The sequence below is a fragment of the uncultured Roseovarius sp. genome (genome assembly GCF_947489715.1).
In the GTDB taxonomy this organism is placed as follows: Bacteria; Pseudomonadota; Alphaproteobacteria; order Rhodobacterales; family Rhodobacteraceae; genus Roseovarius.
Window position 1 is genome coordinate 471,117 of the sequence record NZ_CANLER010000001.1, and the last position, 19,775, is coordinate 490,891.

Genomic DNA, 19,775 nt, shown 5'->3' on the forward strand with positions numbered 1-19,775 from the left:
TTCTGGGTGCTATGCCATGACAAATCGAACGGAATGCTGCCATGCGAAACCTCACCAAATTCTATGTGGACGGCGCTTGGGTCACCCCAGAATCTGACCGATCCTTTCCGGTTCTCAACCCGGCAAACGAGGCGCAGATTGGCGAAATTATACTGGCCAATGAGGCGGATGTGGACCGCGCCGTGGCCGCCGCCAAGACGGCGTTCGAGGGATTTTCGCAGACCGGAAAGCAAGAGCGTATCGACCTGCTTGAACGGTTGCTTGACGTGTCAACAAGGCGTCTCGGCGATCTGGCCCGGGCCATGAGCGAAGAGATGGGTGCGCCCATGACAATGGCCCGCGAAGCTCAGGCGGCCTCGGGCCTCGGTCATCTGGAAGGGTTCATTGCTGTACTAAAAGCACAGGACGATCGCGAGGATCTGGGAAACGGTGACATCCTGGTGCGCGAGCCCGTTGGCGTTTGCGGGTTGATCACCCCCTGGAACTGGCCAATCAACCAGATCGCGCTCAAGGTCGTGCCCGCACTGGCAACCGGGTGCACCTGCGTGCTCAAGCCTTCGGAACATACTCCGGTTTCGGCAATGGTATATGCCGAGATTATTCACGAAGCCGGGTATCCGGCAGGGGTCTTCAACCTCATTCATGGCGACGGTACCGTGGCAGGGGCGGCGATGTCAGGCCACCCGGATATCCAGATGATGTCCTTTACCGGATCGACCCGCGCGGGCATCGCCATCACCAAGAATGCCGCCGACACGGTCAAGCGCGTGACACTGGAACTTGGCGGTAAATCTCCCAACATCGTTTTTGCCGATTGCGATCTTGATGCGCGGGTTGCGGGATCGGTTCTCGAATGCATGTTCAATACCGGTCAGTCTTGCGATGCCCCGACCCGTCTGCTGGTCGAGCGTGATGTCTATGACCGCGCGCTGGAGATCGCAAAGACCACGGCCGAAAGCATCAAGCTGGGCGACCCCGCCGAAGAGGGCGATCATCTGGGTCCGATGTTCGACCGGATGCAATATGACCGTGTTCAGACCATGATCGATGTCGGGTTAGACGAAGGTGCCCGGCTGTTGACGGGTGGCCTTGGCAAACCCAATGGTTTCGAGGTGGGCTGGTACGTCAAGCCCACGATCTTTGCCGATGTGCGCAACGAGATGCGTGTGGCACAGGAAGAAATCTTTGGCCCGGTCTTGGTCATCACGCCGTTTGACAATGAGGATGAGGCGGTCCGGATGGCGAATGACACGCCCTACGGATTGGCGGCCTATTTGCAGACCAAAGACATGGACCGTGCCGAACGTGTGGCCGCCCGTTTGCGGGCCGGTGCCATTCATATCAATGGCGGTGTGTTCAACTATGGCTCACCCTTCGGGGGATATAAACAATCAGGCAATGGTCGCGAGGGTGGCCTGCTGGGGTTGGAAGATTATCAGGAAATCAAAACTCTGCATTTCGGCTGAAGAAAGCTGGGTAGAAAAGGGTTTTTCGCGGAACCGTGGCCAAAATAGCGATGAGCCACGCACACTTGCTTTATATTCCGTGCAGCTTGATAGGGCGATGCCTCACCAGATTGCGATTGAGCGCCGTTGCAATCGCCTTTCAGGTTCGTCGCCGCCCTTTTAATGTTTCAGTTTCGCAAGGGGATCGGTTCCAATTCTCCTTGCTGTTGATGGGCGTGCTTGAACCGCCGAAGATTTACTCTGGCCGGGTGTGGATCTTGTCGGGGTTAAGCTTATAGCTCCACGGTAGCCCTGAGTTTTTCCAGCCGTTTTTCAGCCGCCATGGCCCGTTCGGATGATCCTTGACGGCGCTGCCCTCAAACCCATCGACGACCACATAAACCTGTTCCAGCCCGAGGGATTCCAGCGCAATGGCCGAGGGCGCACCGCGCGTGCCGCCGGATCGGCACATCAGGATCACCGGAGTCGTGGCATCAAGCCCCCGGTCCGCAAGCGCCTTGGCGATGCCGCTGGTGAAATCAGGGTTGGGTTCCATCGCAAAAACGGGCTTGTTGGCGTTCCATTTGGCAGGGTTGACCAGAAGGTAAGGCACGTTCACGTCGATCACGTCCGTATAGCCCGTGAACATGATCTCGACCGGTTCGCGTACATCAACGAAAAGCACGGCGTTGCCGCGCTCCTGTTTCATTTCATAGGCCTCGCTGGCGGTCAGGTAGAGCCCCCAGGCGGTCCGCTTGGCCGGATCTTTGGGTTCAGAGGCGGCATGGGCCGACGTTGCGGCCAAGCCGATGGCCAGCGCCATGAACGGTAAGAAGAGGTAGTGGCGTAACATGGGTTTCCTCCGGGATCAGAAGGACAGGATGCGGGTGTGTTCACCCAGAAGACGGCTCGCCATTGCCGGGGGCTTGGCAACGGTCACGCCGTCGATCAGGCTGCTGGCGTCGGTGCCTTTGTTGGGCAGGTAGATCGCGCAGACCTCAACCGTGCCACCGCTGGCGATAATCTTCTGCATCAAGCCTTGTGGACTCATCCCCTTGGATTTTTGCGGCGCTGTCGCGGCCTCGGGCGCATCTTTCAGCGCCAGATCACCTCCCGGGCCACATAACAGGACATAGGTGCTTGCGCCCTGTTTTAAGGCCTGCATGGTCAACACCATGCTCATCAGCTGGGTTTGCGGCTCTTCGCTGGTCAGGACGGTGACAAGGTCGGCCTGATCGCTTGCTTGTGCTGGCAGGCTGCATAGCGAGGCGGCGGCGATGGTGGCGGCTGACAGAAGTTTGCGCATGGGGTTCTCCGATTTAACCTGAATTTGTGGGTCACGTTTCAAGCGGAGATATGCGCCCACCCAGACGCAAAGACATTGATCTGCGTCAAACAAATTCAAAAAACAGAATATGATTTACTCTAGCGGCGCAGAACCAGCGTGCCATTGGTGATTTCGACGCTGGAATAACGTTGCAGATAACTCATTCCAAGAAGCGACTGATCCAGCTCACCGCCATTGACCACGGCCCTGATATCCGTGTCGCGGATCGGGCCGATTTCCACGGTCTCAAGGCGCACCGGGGCGGTTGCAACCACTCCGTTCGCGGTCAGGGCGGTGCCGGAATAGGCCAGGTCGTCGGGATTGAGACCCGCGTTGCGCGCATCTTCCCGGGTCAGGACGATATCGGTCGCACCGGTGTCGACGACAAATTCGATTGCTTCGCCATTTACCGTTGCGGTCAGGTAATAATGCCCGTCAGGGTGGCGGGGCAGTTCGATACGGCCCGCGCCCGATACGCTTTGACTGGGCAGGACCGTGCTGCGGATATCGTCCCAAAGGCCGATGGCCGCGATCACGCCGATAAAGATCAACCCCCAGATCAACGCTTGCTGCACAACAGTGCCGAGTTTGTCCCGGTTGGAGGCGACAAACCAGAATACGACGGCGCAGCCGAGCATGATCAGGTAGATCAGATGTGCGGTATCGAATTCGTCCATAAGCGCCTCGGGGTTGTCAGCGGGTCAGATATAGGGGCGCAACACCGGGCGTGCCAGATCAGCCGCCAAAGCCGAAGCCCTTTATGCCGTCCAACACGAATTGTACCGCCAATGCGGCCAGCAGCATGCCCAGGATACGGGTCAGGACGACGATGCCGGTCTTGCCCAGAAGACGCTCAAAGAACGATGCGGCCAGAAAGCAGAGATAGACCATCAGCAAAACGCTGAGCATGACGCCGACGACGGCGCCGAAACCGGCCCAGCCGGGCTGCTGTCCGGCCAGCAGAATGACCGAGGCTATGGCACCCGGTCCGGCGATCAACGGAATGGCGAGGGGGAAGATCGACGGGTCTTCGTGATCGTCCTCTTCCGCGCGATCCTCACGGCGCTTGCTGCGGCGTTCGAAGAGCATGTCGAGCGCTGTCAAGAACAACAGCAGGCCGCCAGCGATCCGGAAAGCGTGCATCGAGATGCCGATCACGCCCAGAAGCTTCTCGCCAAAGGCGGCAAAGGCAATCAACAGGCCTGCGCCAGTCAGGCACGCCCTGAGGGCGATGGCCCGGCGACGTTCCTGGCTCATACCCTGGGTGAGCGCCAGGAACATTGGCGTCAGGCCCGGCGGGTCGACGATCACGAAAAACGTGACAAAAGCAGTGATGAGAAAGGCGGTGTCCATTGAGGCCAATATTTTTGGGTACTGGTCCTCTTTCATCATGGATGGGGCAGATTGCCAAGTATGATCTTGGGATTTGCCGAACAGGTAGAGGTTGCTAGGGTGCGGATCATGAGGCGCAAGGAGTATTCTTGATGACGAAATTGATCTGGCTTTCCGATCTGCATTTTGTGGCGGAAGGCCTGGTGCAGGGCCATGATCCGCAGCAACGGCTGGATATGGCTGTTGCGCATGTAAATGCTCAGCATCTGGACGCGGCGTGTTGCGTGGTGTCCGGTGATCTGGTGGATCGGGCCACGGCTGCCGATTATCGCGCGGTTCGGGCCGGGCTGGACAAGCTGGCGATGCCTTGGTTGCCAATGGTGGGCAATCATGACGACCGTGCGCTGGTTCGAGCGTTGCTGCCGGTGCCAACGGGTGGAATGTCAGATTTCGTGCAATATGCGATGACCACTGATGTGGGTTTGATCGTCTGTCTGGATACACTTACGCCGGGGGCTGATGGCGGGTCTTTCTGTGCGGCGCGGCAGGCATGGCTGCATGATTGTCTGGCGCGGAATGTCGGGATGCCTGCGTTGATTTTCATGCACCATCCACCGATGGCGCTTGGGTTGCCGATGCAGGATTCCGACCGGCTGGCCGAAGGCGAAGCGCTGCTGGATTTGCTGGCAGAACATCCCAATGTGCGTCAGTTGTGCATTGGTCATGTGCACCGTCCGATTACCGGCAATATACGGGGAATGCCTTTTGCCACCATGCGTGCGGTGCTCTATCAAGCCCCGCCGCCGGTACCCGCCTGGGACTGGGACAGTTTCGCGCCCGCCCGAGAAGCCCCCGCTTTGGGGGTGATCCATATGAAGGATGGGGGTGTATTATTGCAATATGAGCAATTTTGCGACGCCGAGGAGGGGGTCAGATGACACTACAATGTTTCCCTCCTGTCAGCCGCCCGGGCCGGGGTAGAACTGCCATCGCCTGAAGAATATGGGTTAAAGTCAGTGTCAGGCAGCCCACACCTGTGACCCACACGCGATGCGTGCAGATGTCCGGCTGATGCGCGCCAGTGGCGTTATTGCAAGCGGTCGATCACCGTCTGGGTGATGTTGATCCGTTCACCGACCATCATGACCACGCCCGATTGCTGGTTCAGGATCAGGTCATAGTCAAACTCTTCCTGGATCGCAGCAAAGACCGGTTCGAACTGTTTTTCGATTTCCTGCAGCCCTTCCGACTGGATCTTCTGAGCCTCTCGGGCCTTGTCATCGCGGAAACGGCGCAATTGCAGGCTGGCGTCTTCAAACTGCTTTTGCAGGTTCAAAAGCTGCGCCTGATCTTCGCTGTTCACACCGTCCGAGACCTTCTGGCGCAATTCCTGAATGCGTTTTTGCTGCTCTTCGACCTGACCTTGGGCTTCTTGCTGAAACGCTTTCAGTTTTTCGTTCAGGGCAGAGCCGGCGGCGGATTGGGCGATCACCTGATCCATGTTTACCACGGCGATCTTGATCGGCTCTTCCTGGGCGAGGGCCGTTTGCGGGGCGACGGTACTGCCGAGCAAAGAGACGGCAAGCACGCTGGCAAGGGCGAGGGATCGGGGGGTCATGGAAAGCTCCAGTCAGATTTTGGGGCGCGCGAACGCGGGTTTCGGCCAACGTAGCGGCTTAAATCTTGGATTCAACCTGTTCCAGCTTTTCCAGCGCCTTCATCCACAGCGCTTCGGCACGATCCAGCGCATCCATGACCTCGCTGTATTTTTTCTGCCATTTCGTCGCCTCGACAACGTTGTCTTCATCATACATGCGCGGGTTGGCCAGTTTTTCGGCCACGCGGTCGCGCATTTCGTTCAGTTTCTCAACCCGCTCCTCGCATTTGCGGACCTCCTGTCGCCGGGCCATGACGGCCTCGCGCGTGGGGCGCTTGACGGGTTTGGCCTTGGCGTTGGGTTTGGCGGGTTTGTCGTTGCCCAGAAGCATGTTGCGATAGGTTTGCAGATCGCCGTCATAGGGATTGACCGCACCGTCCTTGACCAGCCACAGCCGGTCCGCGACAAGGCCCAGCAGATGCATATCGTGGCTAACCAGAATGACCGCGCCTGAATAGGCGGTCAGCGCCTCGACCAATGCCTCGCGGCTTTCGATATCAAGGTGGTTGGTGGGCTCGTCGAGAATGAGCATATGCGGCGCGTCGATGGTGGCGATCATCAGCGACAGCCGCGCCTTCTGCCCGCCCGACAGTTTGCCGACCAGCGTTTCGGCCTGTTCTGATCCGATGCCAAAGCCGCCAAGCCGGGCGCGCAGCCTTGCCGGGGCCTCATCTGGGCGCAGGCGGCGGATATGGTCGATCGGGGTTTCGTCCACATGCAATTCGTCGACCTGATGCTGGGCGAAATAGCCGACCCGCAGTTTCGTGGCCTGCGTCTTGCGGCCCTGCATCAGCGGCAGCCGGTCCGACAGTAGTTTCGACAGCGTCGATTTGCCCTCGCCGTTGCGGCCCAGAAGGGCGATCCTGTCATCCTGATCAATCCGCAGATCAAGCCGCGACAGCACCGGTTTGTCATCATAGCCGATCACGCCGCCTTCGACATGAATGATCGGCGGCGAAAGTTCCTCGGGCTCGGGGAAGGTGAAACGCTTGAGCGCTGCCTCTTTCGGCGAGGTGATCGGTTTCAGCTTGGCGATCATCTTGAGCCGCGACTGCGCCTGCACCGCCTTGCTGGCCTTGGCGCGGAACCGGTCGACAAAGCTTTGCAGGTGGGCGCGGCGGGCCTCTTGCTTGCGGGCCTCGGATTCGGCGGCCAGCAGACGGGCGGCACGGGTTTCGGCGAACGTCTCGTAATTGCCCTGATACAGCGTCAGCTTGCGGTCTTCGAGATGCAGGATCGACCCGACGGCGCGGTTCAGAAGCTCGCGGTCATGGCTGACGATCAGGACGGTATGGGGATAGCGCGCCAGGTAGCTTTCCAGCCACAGCGCCCCTTCGAGGTCGAGGTAGTTGGTGGGTTCGTCCAGCAGCAGCAGATCGGGTTGCGCGAACAGAACCGCGGCCAGGGCCACGCGCATCCGCCAGCCGCCCGAGAAGGCTGAGCAGGGCATACGCTGTTCGTCGCTGGTAAAGCCCAGGCCGCGCAGGATCGAGGAGGCGCGCGCCTCGGCGGACCAGGCGTCGATATCCGCCAGCCGGGTCTGGATGTCAGCGATGCGCGCCGCGTCCTCGGCAGTTTCGGATTCTGCCAAAAGCTGCGCGCGTTCGGTATCGGCGGCCAGCACCGTGTCGATCAGCGACACCTCGTTGCCCGGCACCTCCTGCGCAACGCCGCCGATGCGGGCGCGGGTGGGCAGGGTGATCTCGCCGGTTTCCAGCGCCAGTTCCCCCCGGATCAGGCGAAAGAGCGTGGTCTTACCGGTGCCGTTGCGGCCGACGATGCCGACCTTGTGGCCCTCGGGGATCGAGGCACTGGCATGCTCGATCAGCGGGCGGCCCGCGACGGCATAGGAGATGTCATTGATGCGTAACATGGGCGCGGTGTGCCGTATTGCAGAGGCGCCGTCAATCGCGGCTTTTCAACTGCGTTTACCCGTGTTAGGGGGGCCGCAATCCTGAAGGGGCGGGCATTGGGCCCGACCAGAACTTAACTGAGAAGAGGCTGACATGGCTGTCGAACGCACGCTGAGCATCATCAAACCCGATGCAACCAAACGTAACCTGACCGGCAAGATCAATGCCAAGTTTGAAGACGCGGGTCTGCGGATCGTGGCACAGAAGCGCATTCACCTGACCCCGGCGCAGGCGGGCGTTTTCTATGCCGTGCATGCCGAACGTCCGTTCTACGGCGAACTGTGCGAGTTCATGGCCTCGGAGCCGGTTGTGGTGCAGGTGCTGGAAGGCGAGGGCGCGATCGCCAAAAACCGTGAAGTCATGGGCGCCACCAATCCTGCGGACGCGGCCCCCGGCACGATCCGCGCCGAATTTGCTGAATCCGTCGGCGAAAACTCGGTCCACGGATCGGACGCGCCTGAGACGGCAGCGGTTGAAATCGCTTACTTTTTCTCGGGTCTGGAACTGGTTGGCTAAGCCGGGTTCCATCTAAACGATCGGGGGCGGCGTATGCGGATGCGACCGCCCTTTTTCATGGCGTCAGTTCGGTGCGCATGATCGACTGCGCGCGGCTGGTGCGCTTGGCTAGGTTGGCTTCGAGCAGGCGGACGTTACGGATATTGGCGTTATAGGCGATATCGAACAGGTCACCGATCAGGGGGACGGAGCCGATGATAGTGTCGATGGCCAGATTCCCTAGCATGACGATCTGCGCCCCGGGCGTTGCCCCCAACTGCCGCGCCTTCCAGACCAGCCATAGGGCCGGGGCCAGCGCGGCGGCGTCGCCGATCACGGGCAGAAACCCCAGCAGGTTGTCGATGCCGACGGTCAGCCGCGTGCCGGGGATACGGAAGAGAGCATCAAGCCGCCGCGCAATTTTCCTGAGCCGGGCAAGCTCGGTATCCAGGTCTTGCTGAAAAGTTTCCCTCATACAGTATACATATGTATGCTGTAGCGGAATTTTAAGTTATGACCGCCCGAAATTGAGAGGTTTTCGCGTATGTATCTGGAGAGTTAACGTTTAAAAGCAGTAAATTAAGGTATTTAGTTAACGTATCCCTGCCAAACTTCTTTCGGCAGGATCGACGCTGAAAAAAGCGTCGTTACTCGTCCAAAACAACAGATACCAGCGGTTCAGATACTGGCGAAATCGGTGAAAACCATCGGTGTCGGTTTGGGTCTGTATGTGCCCGGACGGGGTTGAATACCCATGCTCGCGGGTTTGTTCTCGTCCTTGGTGGGCGGGGTTTGAGGATTGGCTGATGCCATTGGTCTGCTCCTTTTTCCTGGGGGCAGCCATCCAGCCTGGTGTGGGCTGAACGAGCCCGGTTACAATGTACACTTGCAGACAGTGACCCAAGTCTGAGCCAAAATTGGGGCCAAAACCAGACAAGTTTTGTTGCATCACTGCAATGTGAGGCACATTTGTAACGAAGTTTAACCAGTAGGCGTGAGGCAAGGATTAACGCCGTGCACTTTGCGTGGGCAAGAAATTAACTTGCGTCAGCTTGGGCGTTTGCGCAATTTTCGGCAATCATCGAGATCATTTCGAACATTACGGCAGCGGCGGTTAAGGCTGTGATATTATTGGGAGAATCCTTGGTTGGCATCATGCAAACGACATCGCCGCCAATGATATTGAGGCCACGGGCGGCGCGCAGGATGCCGACGGCTTCGTCGATGTCGAAACCCTTTTCGCCGGGTTCGAGATTTGACACGGCGGGGGCGATTGTGGGGTCGAGACAGTCGAGATCAAATGTGATGTAGACGGGCCTGTCGCCGAGCACTTTTTTTGTTTGCGCTACCACATCCGCAAGGCCGCGTTCGCGAAATTCTCTCATAGTTACAATGTTGTAGCCGTAATCATAGGAGGGTTGCAGCCAATCGAGGCTACGGGGGTGGCCGCGCAATCCGATCTGCATGGAACGCGACGGATCGACCTTGCCCTGATCGGCGAGGTAGGCGCCCCAATGGGCGGCGGATTTCTTGGCGCCGAGGAAGTGATCGACCTTGGTGAACACATCTGTATGGGCATCCAGGTGCAGAAAGCTAACCGGTTGATTTTGCGCAAGGGTTCCGCATCCCAGGGCCTGCACAATGCCGCCGGTGATCGAGTGATCTCCACCCACGGAGACGGGTCGGGCACCGGTCTGGTCGATCTCGGTATAGAAGTCGGTGATCTGCTGAATGCAGTCTTCGTTGTCGTTAGCGCGGGGGAACGGCACGTCACCCACATCCGAAATTTTGCAACTATTCCAAGGGTCTACGCCAAAGATCGAATGTACCCGGCGCTGCACAGCAGAGACATGGCGCAGGGCGCGGGGGCCCAGATGCTGATCCCGCTCGGTGGTGCCGTTGCCGGTGGAATGAGGCACGCCGACAAGGGCTATGTCCTTGTTTTCAGGGCCTTCGTTGGGGCAACGGAACATCGTCGGGATGCCCCACCAGTAAAGGTTGTCCATCATGGATTTCTGATAGGGATCGGTCATGGCGGGCCTCGGTCAGTGGCAGGGGTGAAACGTACAAAGCGGACGGAATGTACGCCCGAAACGTACGGAAATCGCGCGGTTTGGCAATGGTGGCGGACGGGACGTACGGAAATCCTGCCCCGGCGCGTTTTGGAACGCGCCGGGACGGGGCATCGTCAGTCTTTCTGATCTTCGCGGCGGAACGCACCCTGTACGATGCGGTCCATCACCATGGCGAGGAAGAGGATGGCGAAACCGCCCAGCAGCCCCGGACCCTTGGCGGCGTATTGCAGTGCCTCGAGGATTTCCTTGCCCAGTCCACCACCGCCGATGAGTGAGATGATGACGACCATCGACAGGCACATCAGGATGGTCTGGTTGACCCCGGTCATGATCGACGGGAGCGCCAGCGGAATTTCCACATCCTTGAGCAATTGCCAGCGGGATGCGCCGAAGGCCACGGCGGCCTCCTTGATGCTTTCGGGCACGCCGCGCATGCCAAGGGCGGTCAGGCGAATGACCGGCGGCATGCCGAAGATGATCGTGGCCAGAATGCCCGGCGGGTTGCCGGTGCCAAAAAACGCGATGATCGGAATGAGGTAGACGAAGGCGGGCAGGGTCTGCATCAGATCAAGCACCGGTTCGGCGGCCTTGTAGGCACGGCGGGATTTGCCGAACCAGATGCCCAGCGGAATGCCGATCACCACGCAGAGGATCACCGACGCGCCCACAAGCGCCACGGTTTCCATCGCCACCTCCCAATACCCCAGCAGGGAGGTATAGGCCAAGGCGGCGGCGGTGAAGATCGCCACGCGGGGGCCAGCGGCGCGCCAGGCGGTGACACAGATCACCAGCATGACCACCGGCCACGGAGAGCCGTTGAGCGCCAATGTCAGCGCGTCGAGCACGGTGCGCACGCCCGTCACGATGCCGTCAAACACATCGCCCCCGGCGGCGGCGGCACCGTCGATACGCGCCTCCATCCAGCTGGCGAGCCGTGAAAAGAGCGTGCCATTGCCTTCGCCCAGAAACAGGGCCGAGGCGCTTTCCTCGGGGAATTTGTCGAGCAGGGCGAGTGACTGGTTGACGGTGAACTTGTAGACGATGAGCGGCCCGATGGCGGCGGTCAGGATCGCCCCCATGACGGTATTGCGCTGCAACCGTCCGCTTTCGGTATTGTCGGGGTCGATCCGCCAGTTGGAATATTGTTTTTCATAGGCGCGGTCGGCATAGAAGCCCTGCACCAGCTTGAAGAACAACAGCAGCAGGAAGCCGGTCATCATGATGCCGAACGCCTCGGACTGGGCGGCGTTGGCCTGTTCCATGCTTTTGTCGGCGGCGGCCTGAATGTTGCTGGCCAGCTTGTTGAACCGGTCGATGTCGGATTGTTCGGTTGCAGCGGCGGCCTTGTCCAGCAGTTCCTGCGCGCGAGCGCCCTGACGGGCGGCGCGATCGGCCATGTCGGCGCCGGGATTGCCCCACCAGCCCCGGCCAATCTGGACCCAGGCGATCACCTCGAGGATGAGGAAGGTCCAGAACATGCCCCAGATGGCCCGGCTTGCGGCCCAGAGCGGACCCAGCACGGCGGCCCAGAGGTTGAACGTGTTAGGCAGCACGCCGGTGGCGTCGTGGATCTTGTGGAAGGCGCCGATATAATAGTCGCCATTGACCTCGGCAAACTCTCTGATCGAATTATCGAGCGCGTCGCGATCGACCTCGATATCCGAGGCGGCGGTGACTTTGAGTTCAGATGTCGTATCAGTCATCTTTACCCCCCTGAATGCCGCGCAGCAGGCGCGGTTTGGTGACGATGCCCACATCATTGCCGCCATCGGTGATGACGACGGGCTGTTCGGTGGTGACGGCGAGGTCGATCAACTGGTCCAGATCGGCCCCGTGATCGGCGCGCGGGGCACCGTCAAGCGATCCGGTGGCCTTGTCCAGCGGTTCCATGATCGAATGGGCCTTGACCAGTTTGAGCTTGGAAATGCCCTGCACGAATTCGCGGACATATTCATCGGCGGGGTTCATCACGATATCCTCGGGCGTGCCGATCTGGACGATCACACCGTCCTTCATGATGGCGATGCGGTGGCCGATGCGGATCGCCTCGTCAAGGTCATGGGTGATGAAGAGCGTGGTTTTCTGAAGCTGCGCCACCAGCGCCTTGAACTGGTCCTGCAATTGCAGGCGGATGAGCGGATCGAGCGCGGAAAACGGCTCGTCCATCAGCAGGATCTCGGGGTCCGAGGCGAGTGCGCGGGCGATGCCGACGCGTTGCTGCATGCCACCGGAAAGCTCTTTGGGCAGCCGATCCTCATAGCCGGTGAGGTCGACAAGCCCGAGGGCATGATCCGAGATCGCCCAGCGTTTCGATTTGGGAACCTTACGGATTTCAAGGGGATAGGCCACATTATCCCGCACCGAGCGGTGCGGCATCAGCGCCATGTGCTGGAACACCATGCCGATCTGCTGGGCGCGGATGCGGCGCAGTTCCGCCTCGCCCAGCGACTGGACATCCTTGCCGAGGATTTCGATCTTGCCCGCGGTGGGTTCGATCAGCCGGTTGATGTGGCGCACCAGCGTGGATTTGCCCGAGCCGCTGAGGCCCATGATGCAGAAGATCTCTCCGCGCGGGACATCGAAACTGGCCCCCTGGACGCCGACGACGCAGCCAAAACGGTCCAGCACTTCGGGCTTGCCGATGCCTTCCTTCTGGACGGCGGCCATGGCTTCGTCGGCGCGCTGGCCGAAAATCTTCCACACATCCGTCAGTTTGACGACAGTTTCGCTCATATCTCTCCCCCTGAGAGCGATGCCGGGAAAACCGTCTCCGGTCTTGCTCTCGGACATCGCGCATACTCTGATATGATTCAGGCCGCCGGTCCCCCAGCGGCCTGTCTTGTTATCCTGGCTGTTGGGCGAGGATCACTCGGACATCCAGCCCAGAACGGCGTCTTCGTTCGCGGCAACCCATTCTTCGGCGTAGGCAAGCGGTTCCTGCTTGTCGATCACCAGCGCGTAGGTCATGGCCGAGACGGTGTCGGTGTCAAATTTGACGTTCGACAGCATCTTGGCGACGTCGGGATGCGATTCCTCAAGGCCCTTGGCGTAGTGGACGTGAAGATAGGCCAGATCCCAGGCGACGCCGGCATCGGAAATCTCAAGCCAGTTGGGGTCGTCGGTGGGCTGGGTCACGTTCCACTTGGCCGCGTCATAGGCGGGTTCTTCGAGGATCTGCATGTCATGCAGGGCAAAGACGTAGTGCGGCGTGTAGCAGAAGCCAGCCCAGGGATCACCCGCCTTGATGGCGTTGTCGAGATTGGCATAGGCCACGGTCTCGTCGATCTCGGTCAGTTCCATGGTTTCAGCATAGCCATAGGATTTGGCGCGGATTTTTTCCACGTTGGTCGAGGCCCAGCCCGGGGCGCCGATCCAAAGCTCGCCCTGGCCGTCGCCATTGCTGTCAAAAAGGGCAGCAATGTCGGGGTTGGTCAGCTGGTCGATCGAGGTGATGCCGTGCTTGTCGGCCGTGGCCTGATCCACGCACATGCCTTGGAATGCCTCGACCCCGTTGGGGTTCATCGCGACCGAGCCTTTGTCCTTCACATAGGTGTCGTGCAGGTTCTGCTGGTTCGGCATCCAGACCTCGGGGTGGACATGCATCGCACCGCTGTCCATCGCTTCGAACACGATCGGGTTGGTGCCGTTCTGCAATTCGACCTCAAGGCCCATATTCTGTTCGATGGCGACCTTCAGAATATGCGCAGTGGCGTTGACCGAGGGCCAGTTGGGCACGCCGATGACAATGTCGGCGGCCATTGCAGGGGCGGCCAGTGCCATCATGGTAGACCCCATCAGGGCGGTAAGTTTCTTCATTACGTATCTCCTCTTACGTTGGATGCCCGCGCGACGCGGACGTTTTCTGATCCGCTGAAGGCGGATTTCACATGTTGGTTTTGTGAGCGTTATTTTGTTTTTTCTCCCTGGTGCCGCGTCAGCGGCGAGCAGATGTATCCCTGCCTGGCGAGATAGGATCACAAGGCGGGCGCCCGTGGCAAGTGTTTCAGGGGCAGAAAACTTTGTATAGTGAAATTTTCTGTATCATTCGTGCGGCATTTTCGAATTTTCAAATCGGAGTTTCAGGCGATCCGAAGGAATGCGCGCAGAGGTGGTTCCGGGCGGGTCGTTTAAAACTTTACGCAAATTCAAGTCTGGATTTTGGCGAGTTTTAACATTCCCGGCCGAAGGTGCATCAGCATATCGCGATGGAGCAGTTTGATGGCAGGGTATATTTCCGAGTTTCAGGCCTATGGCAACAGTTCACAGGAGTTTGTCGAGGTCGCCTTGCCGGGGGGCACCGATCCCGCCGGATACATGGTCTATATCTATAATGGCGACGGAAGTGTCGCATCCTCGTTTCCACTGGGGTCGTCGACCGGCACCATGAGCGGCCATGACATCTATGTCGTGGATGACAGCACGTTCGGATTTCCCAGCGGGAGCAGCGCGGGCAATTTTCATGCTGACAGTGCCGTTGCATTGGTTGATGGCGACGGTACGGTGGTTCAGTTTCTGTCCTATTTCGGCAATACGGTCACCGCGACCGAAGGCCCTGCCGATGGCATGACAAGCACCAATCTTGGGTCCACCGGGCCGAATGAATCGTTTCAGTCGGATAATGGCGGATCAAGCTATTACCGGCAGAGCTCGGCCAATTCCGGGTCGATCCCGGCCTGCTATGCGCCCGGCACGCTGATCGCCACCGAGACCGGTCCCAAACCGGTTGAAAGCCTGCGCATGGGCGATCTGGTGCGCAGCGATGACGGGCAGGTTCATCCGGTTCGCTGGGTCTGGTCCGGCGCGCAATCGCTTGAGGAGGTCGGGTTGGACCGCAAGCCGGTGCAGATCCGGGCAGGGGCGTTGGGGCCAGACCTGCCGGACCGGGATCTGATCGTTTCAGGGCAGCACCGTATCGTGGTGGGCGCAAACGGGCAGCTGGAAAACGCCTTTGCCGAGCCGATGATGGTGCCCGCTAAAGCGCTGACCGATCTGCCGGGTATCCGTTTCATGGCCGGCAAGCGCACGATCACCTGGCATCATTTCCTGTGCGATGCGCACCGCGTTGTCTATGCCAATAACCTGGCGTCGGAATCGCTGTTGCTGGGATCGGTCTTTACCCGTTTTCTGGGATGCGTGGCCCTGAAACAGATGTCACAGGCCCTGGGGCGCCGGGTTGTTCCGGGCGAAATGGAAATCCCGGCGCTGCCCTGTTTATCGGTGGGGGCCGCGCGCCTGGTCCTGGCGCGGCATCTGCGCGCGAATCCGTTGGACATGCCCGCCAGCGGCTTCCTGCCTGACCTGATCCGATATGCCGCGTCCGGTGCGACCGAACGGGATGCGCGCGACGCGTCCGACCATCCTCTGGTCAGACGCCGGGGCCTTTATGGCTATGCGCGCCGTCGGGGATGACCTGAGCGCGGGTCAAGGGCGGCGCCGGCTTTGACGCTCACCCTCTGACAGGAGAATGGTCGAGGCGCCGCCGGACGGGTTCAGGCGGCTTCGGTGATGATGGTCGAGCTTTGTTCAAGGGTGCGGTGAACCGGGCACTTATCCGCGATTTCAAGCAGCTTGGCGCGTTGATCATCGGAGAGATTACCGGTCAGCTTGATCACGCGTTTGAACGTGTCGGCCTGCGCCTGTCCACCGCCGCTTTTGGCGTCCTGCGCGTGCACCTTGTCATGGCTGACAGCGACCTGAACATGCTCCAGCGGCCACCCTTTGCGGCGGGCATACATGCGGATCGTCATCGAGGTACAGGCCCCCAGCCCGGAAGACAGGAACCCATAGGGTGACATGCCGCGATTGGTGCCGCCATAGGCCAGCGGCTCATCGGCGATGGCGTGATGATCGGGGCCGGAATTGATGTCTTGCAGGAAGCCATCGGGGTCCGCCTCGGAGACGCAGACGATGCCTTCGGGGGCGCCGGGGGGCGGCGCGGGCGGTTTGAGGTCGAGATATTTCATCGACCATGCTGCGATCACCTCGGCCGCGTATTCAGCATCCACCGGATCGGTGATCAGGTGATCGGCATTATCCAGCGTCACAAAGCTTTTGGGATGTTTGGCGGCGCCAAAAATCTCGGCGGCGTTTTCGATGCCCACGGTGGTGTCGCGCGGGGCGTGCAGGACCAGAAGGGCACGATGCAGCCCAGCAATCTTGTCGGTCAGATTTTCGGCTTTCACATCCTCGACAAAACCCTGACCGATGCGGATGCCACGCCCGCCCAGCATGACCTCGGCGGCCCCGTCGGCGGCGATCATATCAAGCGCGTCGCCGAAATTATGGGTCACATGGCCGGGATCATAGGGCGCACCGATGGTAACCACGGCCTTGACGCTGTCGATCTGGCCCGCCGCACCCAGCACTGCCGCACCGCCAAGCGAGTGACCAATCAGCAGGCGCGGGGCCATTTTCTTGTCGGTCAGCGCCTCGGCCGCCAGGATCAAGTCGCGCACATTGGAGGAAAACGAGGTGTTTTCGAACTCGCCCTCGGAATGACCAAGCCCGGTGAAATCGAACCTCAGCACGGCGATGCCCGCACCCGCCAGTCGCGCCGCGATCCGGCGGGCGGCAGGGATATCCTTGGAACAGGTAAAGCAATGGGCAAAAAGCGCTGTGGCCAGAAGCGGCCCTTCGGGCAGGTCAAGGCGGGCGGCAAGGGTGCTGCCATCATGGCCACGAAAGGTAAGACGTTCGGTCGGCATGGGGTGTCCTTTGAGTGTCGGGTTTCCGGTGAGGGTAATCAGCGGGTCGCCGCGGCACCAGTCTTGTGACAGCCTCGTCACGCTAAGGTGACAGGATGAAACTGGGTTTTGAGGGGCCGCGAGGTGGACCCGGGCGCGGGGCCTGTCGGCGCGGGGGGGCAATGGCGGCCCTCGTTAAAATTTTGCGTTTTTTCGAAGGTGATAAGGGGGCCTTGGGGCATCACCTGTTAACCAACTAATGCGATGTTGGCGCAGGTAATTATGTTGGCAAGATGCAGTTAAAGATCAGAAATATAAACGATGTCCGGGTTTTTTCGGTCGCGATCTCAGTTATTGCGATGGCAGGCAATTATGTGCTGCAATATCTGATGCTGCCGGCGGATGTATTTGAAAGGGTTCTCTTTTCCAGCGAAATCATCACGGTGATGCTGGCCGCCCCCTTAAGCTACTATATCGGCACCAAGCTGCTGGATGTGAATGATCTGACAGTGCAGCTGGAACATGCGGTTAACCACGATAACCTGACGGGCACCTGCACAAGGCTTAGTTTTTATCATCGTCTGGCGCAGATGGAAGATGTGCAGCTGGTGACGATCGTGACCGATATTGATCATTTCAAACAGGTCAATGACAAATATGGTCACCAGGCGGGCGACAGCGTGCTGAAGCAATTTGCCAACACGCTGCTGCGCAATTGCCGGGAAGAGGATGTCGTGGCGCGCTTTGGCGGTGAGGAATTTATCGTATTGCTTCAGGATGTTTCCCTAGAAGACGGGGTTCTGGCCGCGCAGCGCCTGTGCGACCGGGTGCGTGAGAAGAAATTCATGGCCAATGGTCAACGCCTGCACATCACGGCAAGTTTCGGCGTGGCCGAGGTGGAGACCGTCTCGGAGGTCGACGATGCGATCCACAAGGCCGACCTTGCGGCGTTCCGGGCAAAACGCAACGGGCGTGACAAAGTCTATAGCTATGATCCCGAACTGGATAGCGACGCCCCGCACAGCCAGGCGGCCGAGTAGCGGAAAGCGTTTTACTGGTTACCTTTTCCGGCATTGCTGAGCGGCTTGGCCGTGTTTCGGGTATTCAGGGTAGTGCGTTTTTAAATCATCAACAAGTGTGATGGTGGATACAACATTAATTCGTTTTCATTATATGAAGGCCAGGACTACATCTGCTTCATCGAAACATGAAGGAGAGCGAAATGGCACATGATATCCATATCGATTCAACCCGCCCTGTCGTGCAGGCAGGCAGCGTGAAAATCACCCTGATCGCCGCCCTTGCGGTGGCGGTGGCGGTGTTCAGCCTGGTTGACGTGAGCGCCCCGTCGCGGTCTCAGACTGACGGTGTGACCCAATCGGACGAAGACTGGCACGGCAATGTGCGGCGGTCAAACTGGCCGAACTGAATGACATAGGATCAGAGGATGGGGCGGGTCAGGCCTGCCCCATCAACCGCGGATCAAAGGGGTATTTCGTCAGGTTTTCATAGCCATCTTCGGTGATCAGCACCTGATCTTCGAGCTTGATCGAGAAATCCCCTCCTTCGGCCCCGACGGCGGCTTCGACACAAAGCACCATGCCCGGCTCCAGCGCATAATCATACGCACCGGCAACCGCCAGATCGGGATAGGCCACCAGTGGCCATTCATCACAAAGCCCGACGCCATGCATCAGGCAGCCGTATTTCTGTGCCTGGAACTGATCATCCAGCCGGTGACAATTGGCGGTCAGATCGGGGATCATCACGCCGGGTTTCAGCATCTCCATATTGGTCATGATATGCTCATGCGCGTGCTGCATGGCATAGACCATGTCATCGTGGGGCTTTTCATCGCCGACCCACCAGGTGCGCGAAATGTCCACGCAGATGCCGTAGCTGCCGATGAGGTCGGTATCAAAGGCGACGATCTCGTTATTCTGGACGATGCGCGGTCCGCATTCCTGAAACCACGGATTTGTGCGCGGCCCCGAGGATAGCAGCCGGGTTTCGATCCATTCGCCCCCCCGGCGGATGTTTTCGGCATGCAGCACCGCCCAGATGTCATCCTCTGACATGTTGCCCTGGGGCACGCCGGCACGGGCGGCATCCTCCATTGTCTGCACGGCGGTCTCGCAGGCGTGGCTGGCGCAGCGCATGGCCAGAATCTCATCCGGGCCTTTGACGGCGCGGGCCTTTTCGGTGACCTCTTCACCCTCCATGATTTCGAACCCCTGCGCCTCAAGCGCGCGGAGGCCATGCAGCATGATCTTGTCCACGGCGAGGCGCTTGTTGCCGGGCGCATGTTCGGCCAGCAGCGCGCGCACCTCGTTCGAGAAGACATCGGCGGCCACATCGACCTTGTCACCGCGATCGAAGTAAAACAGATCCGCACCCGAGCGTTGTTCGCGCACCAGCGGATTGAAAGTGCTGAGGAAGGGCGAGTTCTTGTAATCCCAGATCACCATGTAACCATCGGCACATAGCAAAACGGCGCGGAACGGGTTGTGGGTGTTCCAGAGCTGCATGTTGGTTGAATCGGTGGCGTAGCGGATGTTGAGCGGGTCGAACATCAAAAGGCCCGCATAATCACGATCGACGATATGCTGGGTCAGCCGCTCCCAGCGGTAACGGCGCATCGCCTGCAAATCTGGGAGGTGCAGCCCCGCCGCCGCCCATTCGGCAAAGGCCAGCTGCGTCGGCCCGATTTCGATCCGGTCGGCATTGTTGGGGGTGTTGTCCCCCAGCGTAGCCCCTTTCATCGGGTCGATTTTGCGGGTGTCGCGGTAATGGGTGTTCATGGCGGGCCTCTTGCGTTGCTGAGATGGATGGTGGCGAGGGCGCGTGA

Annotated in this window: 20 protein-coding genes; 6 read left to right on the forward strand and 14 right to left on the reverse strand. The window is 59.6% G+C overall.

Features of this window, described 5'->3' with window-relative positions; translation table 11 throughout:
• Positions 1–41: 41 nt before the first annotated feature.
• Positions 42–1,466: an aldehyde dehydrogenase family protein gene (locus Q1B27_RS02275; RefSeq protein ID WP_299842994.1), complete on the forward strand. Its 1,425-nt coding sequence runs from the start codon at positions 42–44 to the stop codon at positions 1,464–1,466.
• A 235-nt stretch (positions 1,467–1,701) separates the two neighbouring features.
• On the opposite strand, the gene Q1B27_RS02280 is transcribed toward Q1B27_RS02275, so the two are convergent.
• From Q1B27_RS02280 to Q1B27_RS02295, 4 genes are all read right to left on the reverse strand, one after another.
• Positions 1,702–2,298: a rhodanese-like domain-containing protein gene (locus Q1B27_RS02280; RefSeq protein ID WP_299842996.1), complete on the reverse strand. Its 597-nt coding sequence runs from the start codon at positions 2,296–2,298 to the stop codon at positions 1,702–1,704.
• Between the two features lie 15 nt (positions 2,299–2,313).
• Positions 2,314–2,751, reverse strand: a complete 438-nt coding sequence (locus Q1B27_RS02285) for a hypothetical protein (RefSeq protein WP_299842999.1) — start codon at positions 2,749–2,751, stop codon at positions 2,314–2,316.
• Between the two features lie 119 nt (positions 2,752–2,870).
• Positions 2,871–3,449 (reverse strand): TIGR02281 family clan AA aspartic protease, encoded by a 579-nt coding sequence (locus Q1B27_RS02290; protein ID WP_299843002.1) that lies wholly within the window; start codon positions 3,447–3,449, stop codon positions 2,871–2,873.
• Between the two features lie 58 nt (positions 3,450–3,507).
• The gene (locus tag Q1B27_RS02295) at positions 3,508–4,125 is read right to left on the reverse strand and encodes a MarC family protein (protein WP_299843005.1); all 618 of its coding nucleotides are present in this window, start codon (positions 4,123–4,125) and stop codon (positions 3,508–3,510) included.
• Between the two features lie 131 nt (positions 4,126–4,256).
• On the opposite strand from Q1B27_RS02295, the gene Q1B27_RS02300 reads away from it, so the two are divergent.
• Positions 4,257–5,042 carry a metallophosphoesterase gene (locus Q1B27_RS02300; protein WP_299843008.1) on the forward strand — a complete coding sequence of 262 codons (786 nt, stop codon included), beginning with the start codon at positions 4,257–4,259 and terminating at the stop codon, positions 5,040–5,042.
• A 149-nt stretch (positions 5,043–5,191) separates the two neighbouring features.
• On the opposite strand, the gene Q1B27_RS02305 is transcribed toward Q1B27_RS02300, so the two are convergent.
• Together Q1B27_RS02305 and Q1B27_RS02310 are read right to left on the reverse strand one after the other, a co-directional pair.
• A complete protein-coding gene (locus tag Q1B27_RS02305; RefSeq protein WP_299843010.1) occupies positions 5,192–5,722 on the reverse strand; it encodes an OmpH family outer membrane protein in 531 nt (176 codons plus the stop codon).
• A gap of 58 nt (positions 5,723–5,780) precedes the next feature.
• Positions 5,781–7,634, reverse strand: a complete 1,854-nt coding sequence (locus Q1B27_RS02310; protein WP_299843013.1) for an ABC-F family ATP-binding cassette domain-containing protein — start codon at positions 7,632–7,634, stop codon at positions 5,781–5,783.
• Between the two features lie 133 nt (positions 7,635–7,767).
• On the opposite strand from Q1B27_RS02310, the gene ndk reads away from it, so the two are divergent.
• Positions 7,768–8,190, forward strand: coding sequence for a nucleoside-diphosphate kinase (ndk, locus tag Q1B27_RS02315; protein WP_085800163.1), 423 nt, complete (start codon positions 7,768–7,770; stop codon positions 8,188–8,190).
• A gap of 55 nt (positions 8,191–8,245) precedes the next feature.
• On the opposite strand, the gene Q1B27_RS02320 is transcribed toward ndk, so the two are convergent.
• The 6 genes from Q1B27_RS02320 to Q1B27_RS02345 form a co-directional block, all read right to left on the reverse strand.
• A complete protein-coding gene (locus tag Q1B27_RS02320) occupies positions 8,246–8,644 on the reverse strand; it encodes a DUF4112 domain-containing protein (protein ID WP_299843017.1) in 399 nt (132 codons plus the stop codon).
• Between the two features lie 203 nt (positions 8,645–8,847).
• Positions 8,848–8,982 carry a hypothetical protein gene (locus Q1B27_RS02325; protein ID WP_299843020.1) on the reverse strand — a complete coding sequence of 45 codons (135 nt, stop codon included), beginning with the start codon at positions 8,980–8,982 and terminating at the stop codon, positions 8,848–8,850.
• A gap of 224 nt (positions 8,983–9,206) precedes the next feature.
• A complete protein-coding gene (locus tag Q1B27_RS02330; protein ID WP_299843024.1) occupies positions 9,207–10,202 on the reverse strand; it encodes an arginase family protein in 996 nt (331 codons plus the stop codon).
• 155 nt (positions 10,203–10,357) lie between these two features.
• Positions 10,358–11,947 (reverse strand): proline/glycine betaine ABC transporter permease, encoded by a 1,590-nt coding sequence (locus tag Q1B27_RS02335; RefSeq protein ID WP_299843027.1) that lies wholly within the window; start codon positions 11,945–11,947, stop codon positions 10,358–10,360.
• Positions 11,940–12,977 (reverse strand): glycine betaine/L-proline ABC transporter ATP-binding protein, encoded by a 1,038-nt coding sequence (locus tag Q1B27_RS02340; RefSeq protein ID WP_299843029.1) that lies wholly within the window; start codon positions 12,975–12,977, stop codon positions 11,940–11,942. Before Q1B27_RS02340 ends, Q1B27_RS02335 begins: the two co-directional genes overlap by 8 nt.
• Before the next feature lie 132 nt (positions 12,978–13,109).
• Positions 13,110–14,060 (reverse strand): glycine betaine ABC transporter substrate-binding protein, encoded by a 951-nt coding sequence (locus Q1B27_RS02345; RefSeq protein WP_299843033.1) that lies wholly within the window; start codon positions 14,058–14,060, stop codon positions 13,110–13,112.
• Positions 14,061–14,462: 402 nt separating this feature from the next.
• Between Q1B27_RS02345 and Q1B27_RS02350 the strand changes: the two genes are divergently transcribed.
• Positions 14,463–15,653, forward strand: a complete 1,191-nt coding sequence (locus Q1B27_RS02350) for a Hint domain-containing protein (RefSeq protein WP_299843036.1) — start codon at positions 14,463–14,465, stop codon at positions 15,651–15,653.
• A gap of 80 nt (positions 15,654–15,733) precedes the next feature.
• Here Q1B27_RS02350 and Q1B27_RS02355 read toward each other — a convergent pair whose 3' ends face one another.
• Positions 15,734–16,948 (reverse strand): bifunctional alpha/beta hydrolase/OsmC family protein, encoded by a 1,215-nt coding sequence (locus Q1B27_RS02355; protein WP_299843039.1) that lies wholly within the window; start codon positions 16,946–16,948, stop codon positions 15,734–15,736.
• Positions 16,949–17,286: 338 nt separating this feature from the next.
• Here Q1B27_RS02355 and Q1B27_RS02360 point away from each other — a divergent pair, with 338 nt between their 5' ends.
• Together Q1B27_RS02360 and Q1B27_RS02365 are read left to right on the forward strand one after the other, a co-directional pair.
• A complete protein-coding gene (locus Q1B27_RS02360) occupies positions 17,287–17,967 on the forward strand; it encodes a GGDEF domain-containing protein (RefSeq protein ID WP_299843042.1) in 681 nt (226 codons plus the stop codon).
• Between the two features lie 182 nt (positions 17,968–18,149).
• Entirely contained in the window at positions 18,150–18,356 is a 207-nt protein-coding gene (locus Q1B27_RS02365; RefSeq protein ID WP_299843045.1) for a hypothetical protein, read from the forward strand.
• A gap of 28 nt (positions 18,357–18,384) precedes the next feature.
• Here the strand turns inward: Q1B27_RS02365 and dddP are convergent, their stop codons facing one another.
• Positions 18,385–19,728, reverse strand: coding sequence for a dimethylsulfonioproprionate lyase DddP (gene dddP, locus Q1B27_RS02370; RefSeq protein WP_299843048.1), 1,344 nt, complete (start codon positions 19,726–19,728; stop codon positions 18,385–18,387).
• Between the last annotated feature and the right edge of the window lie 47 nt (positions 19,729–19,775).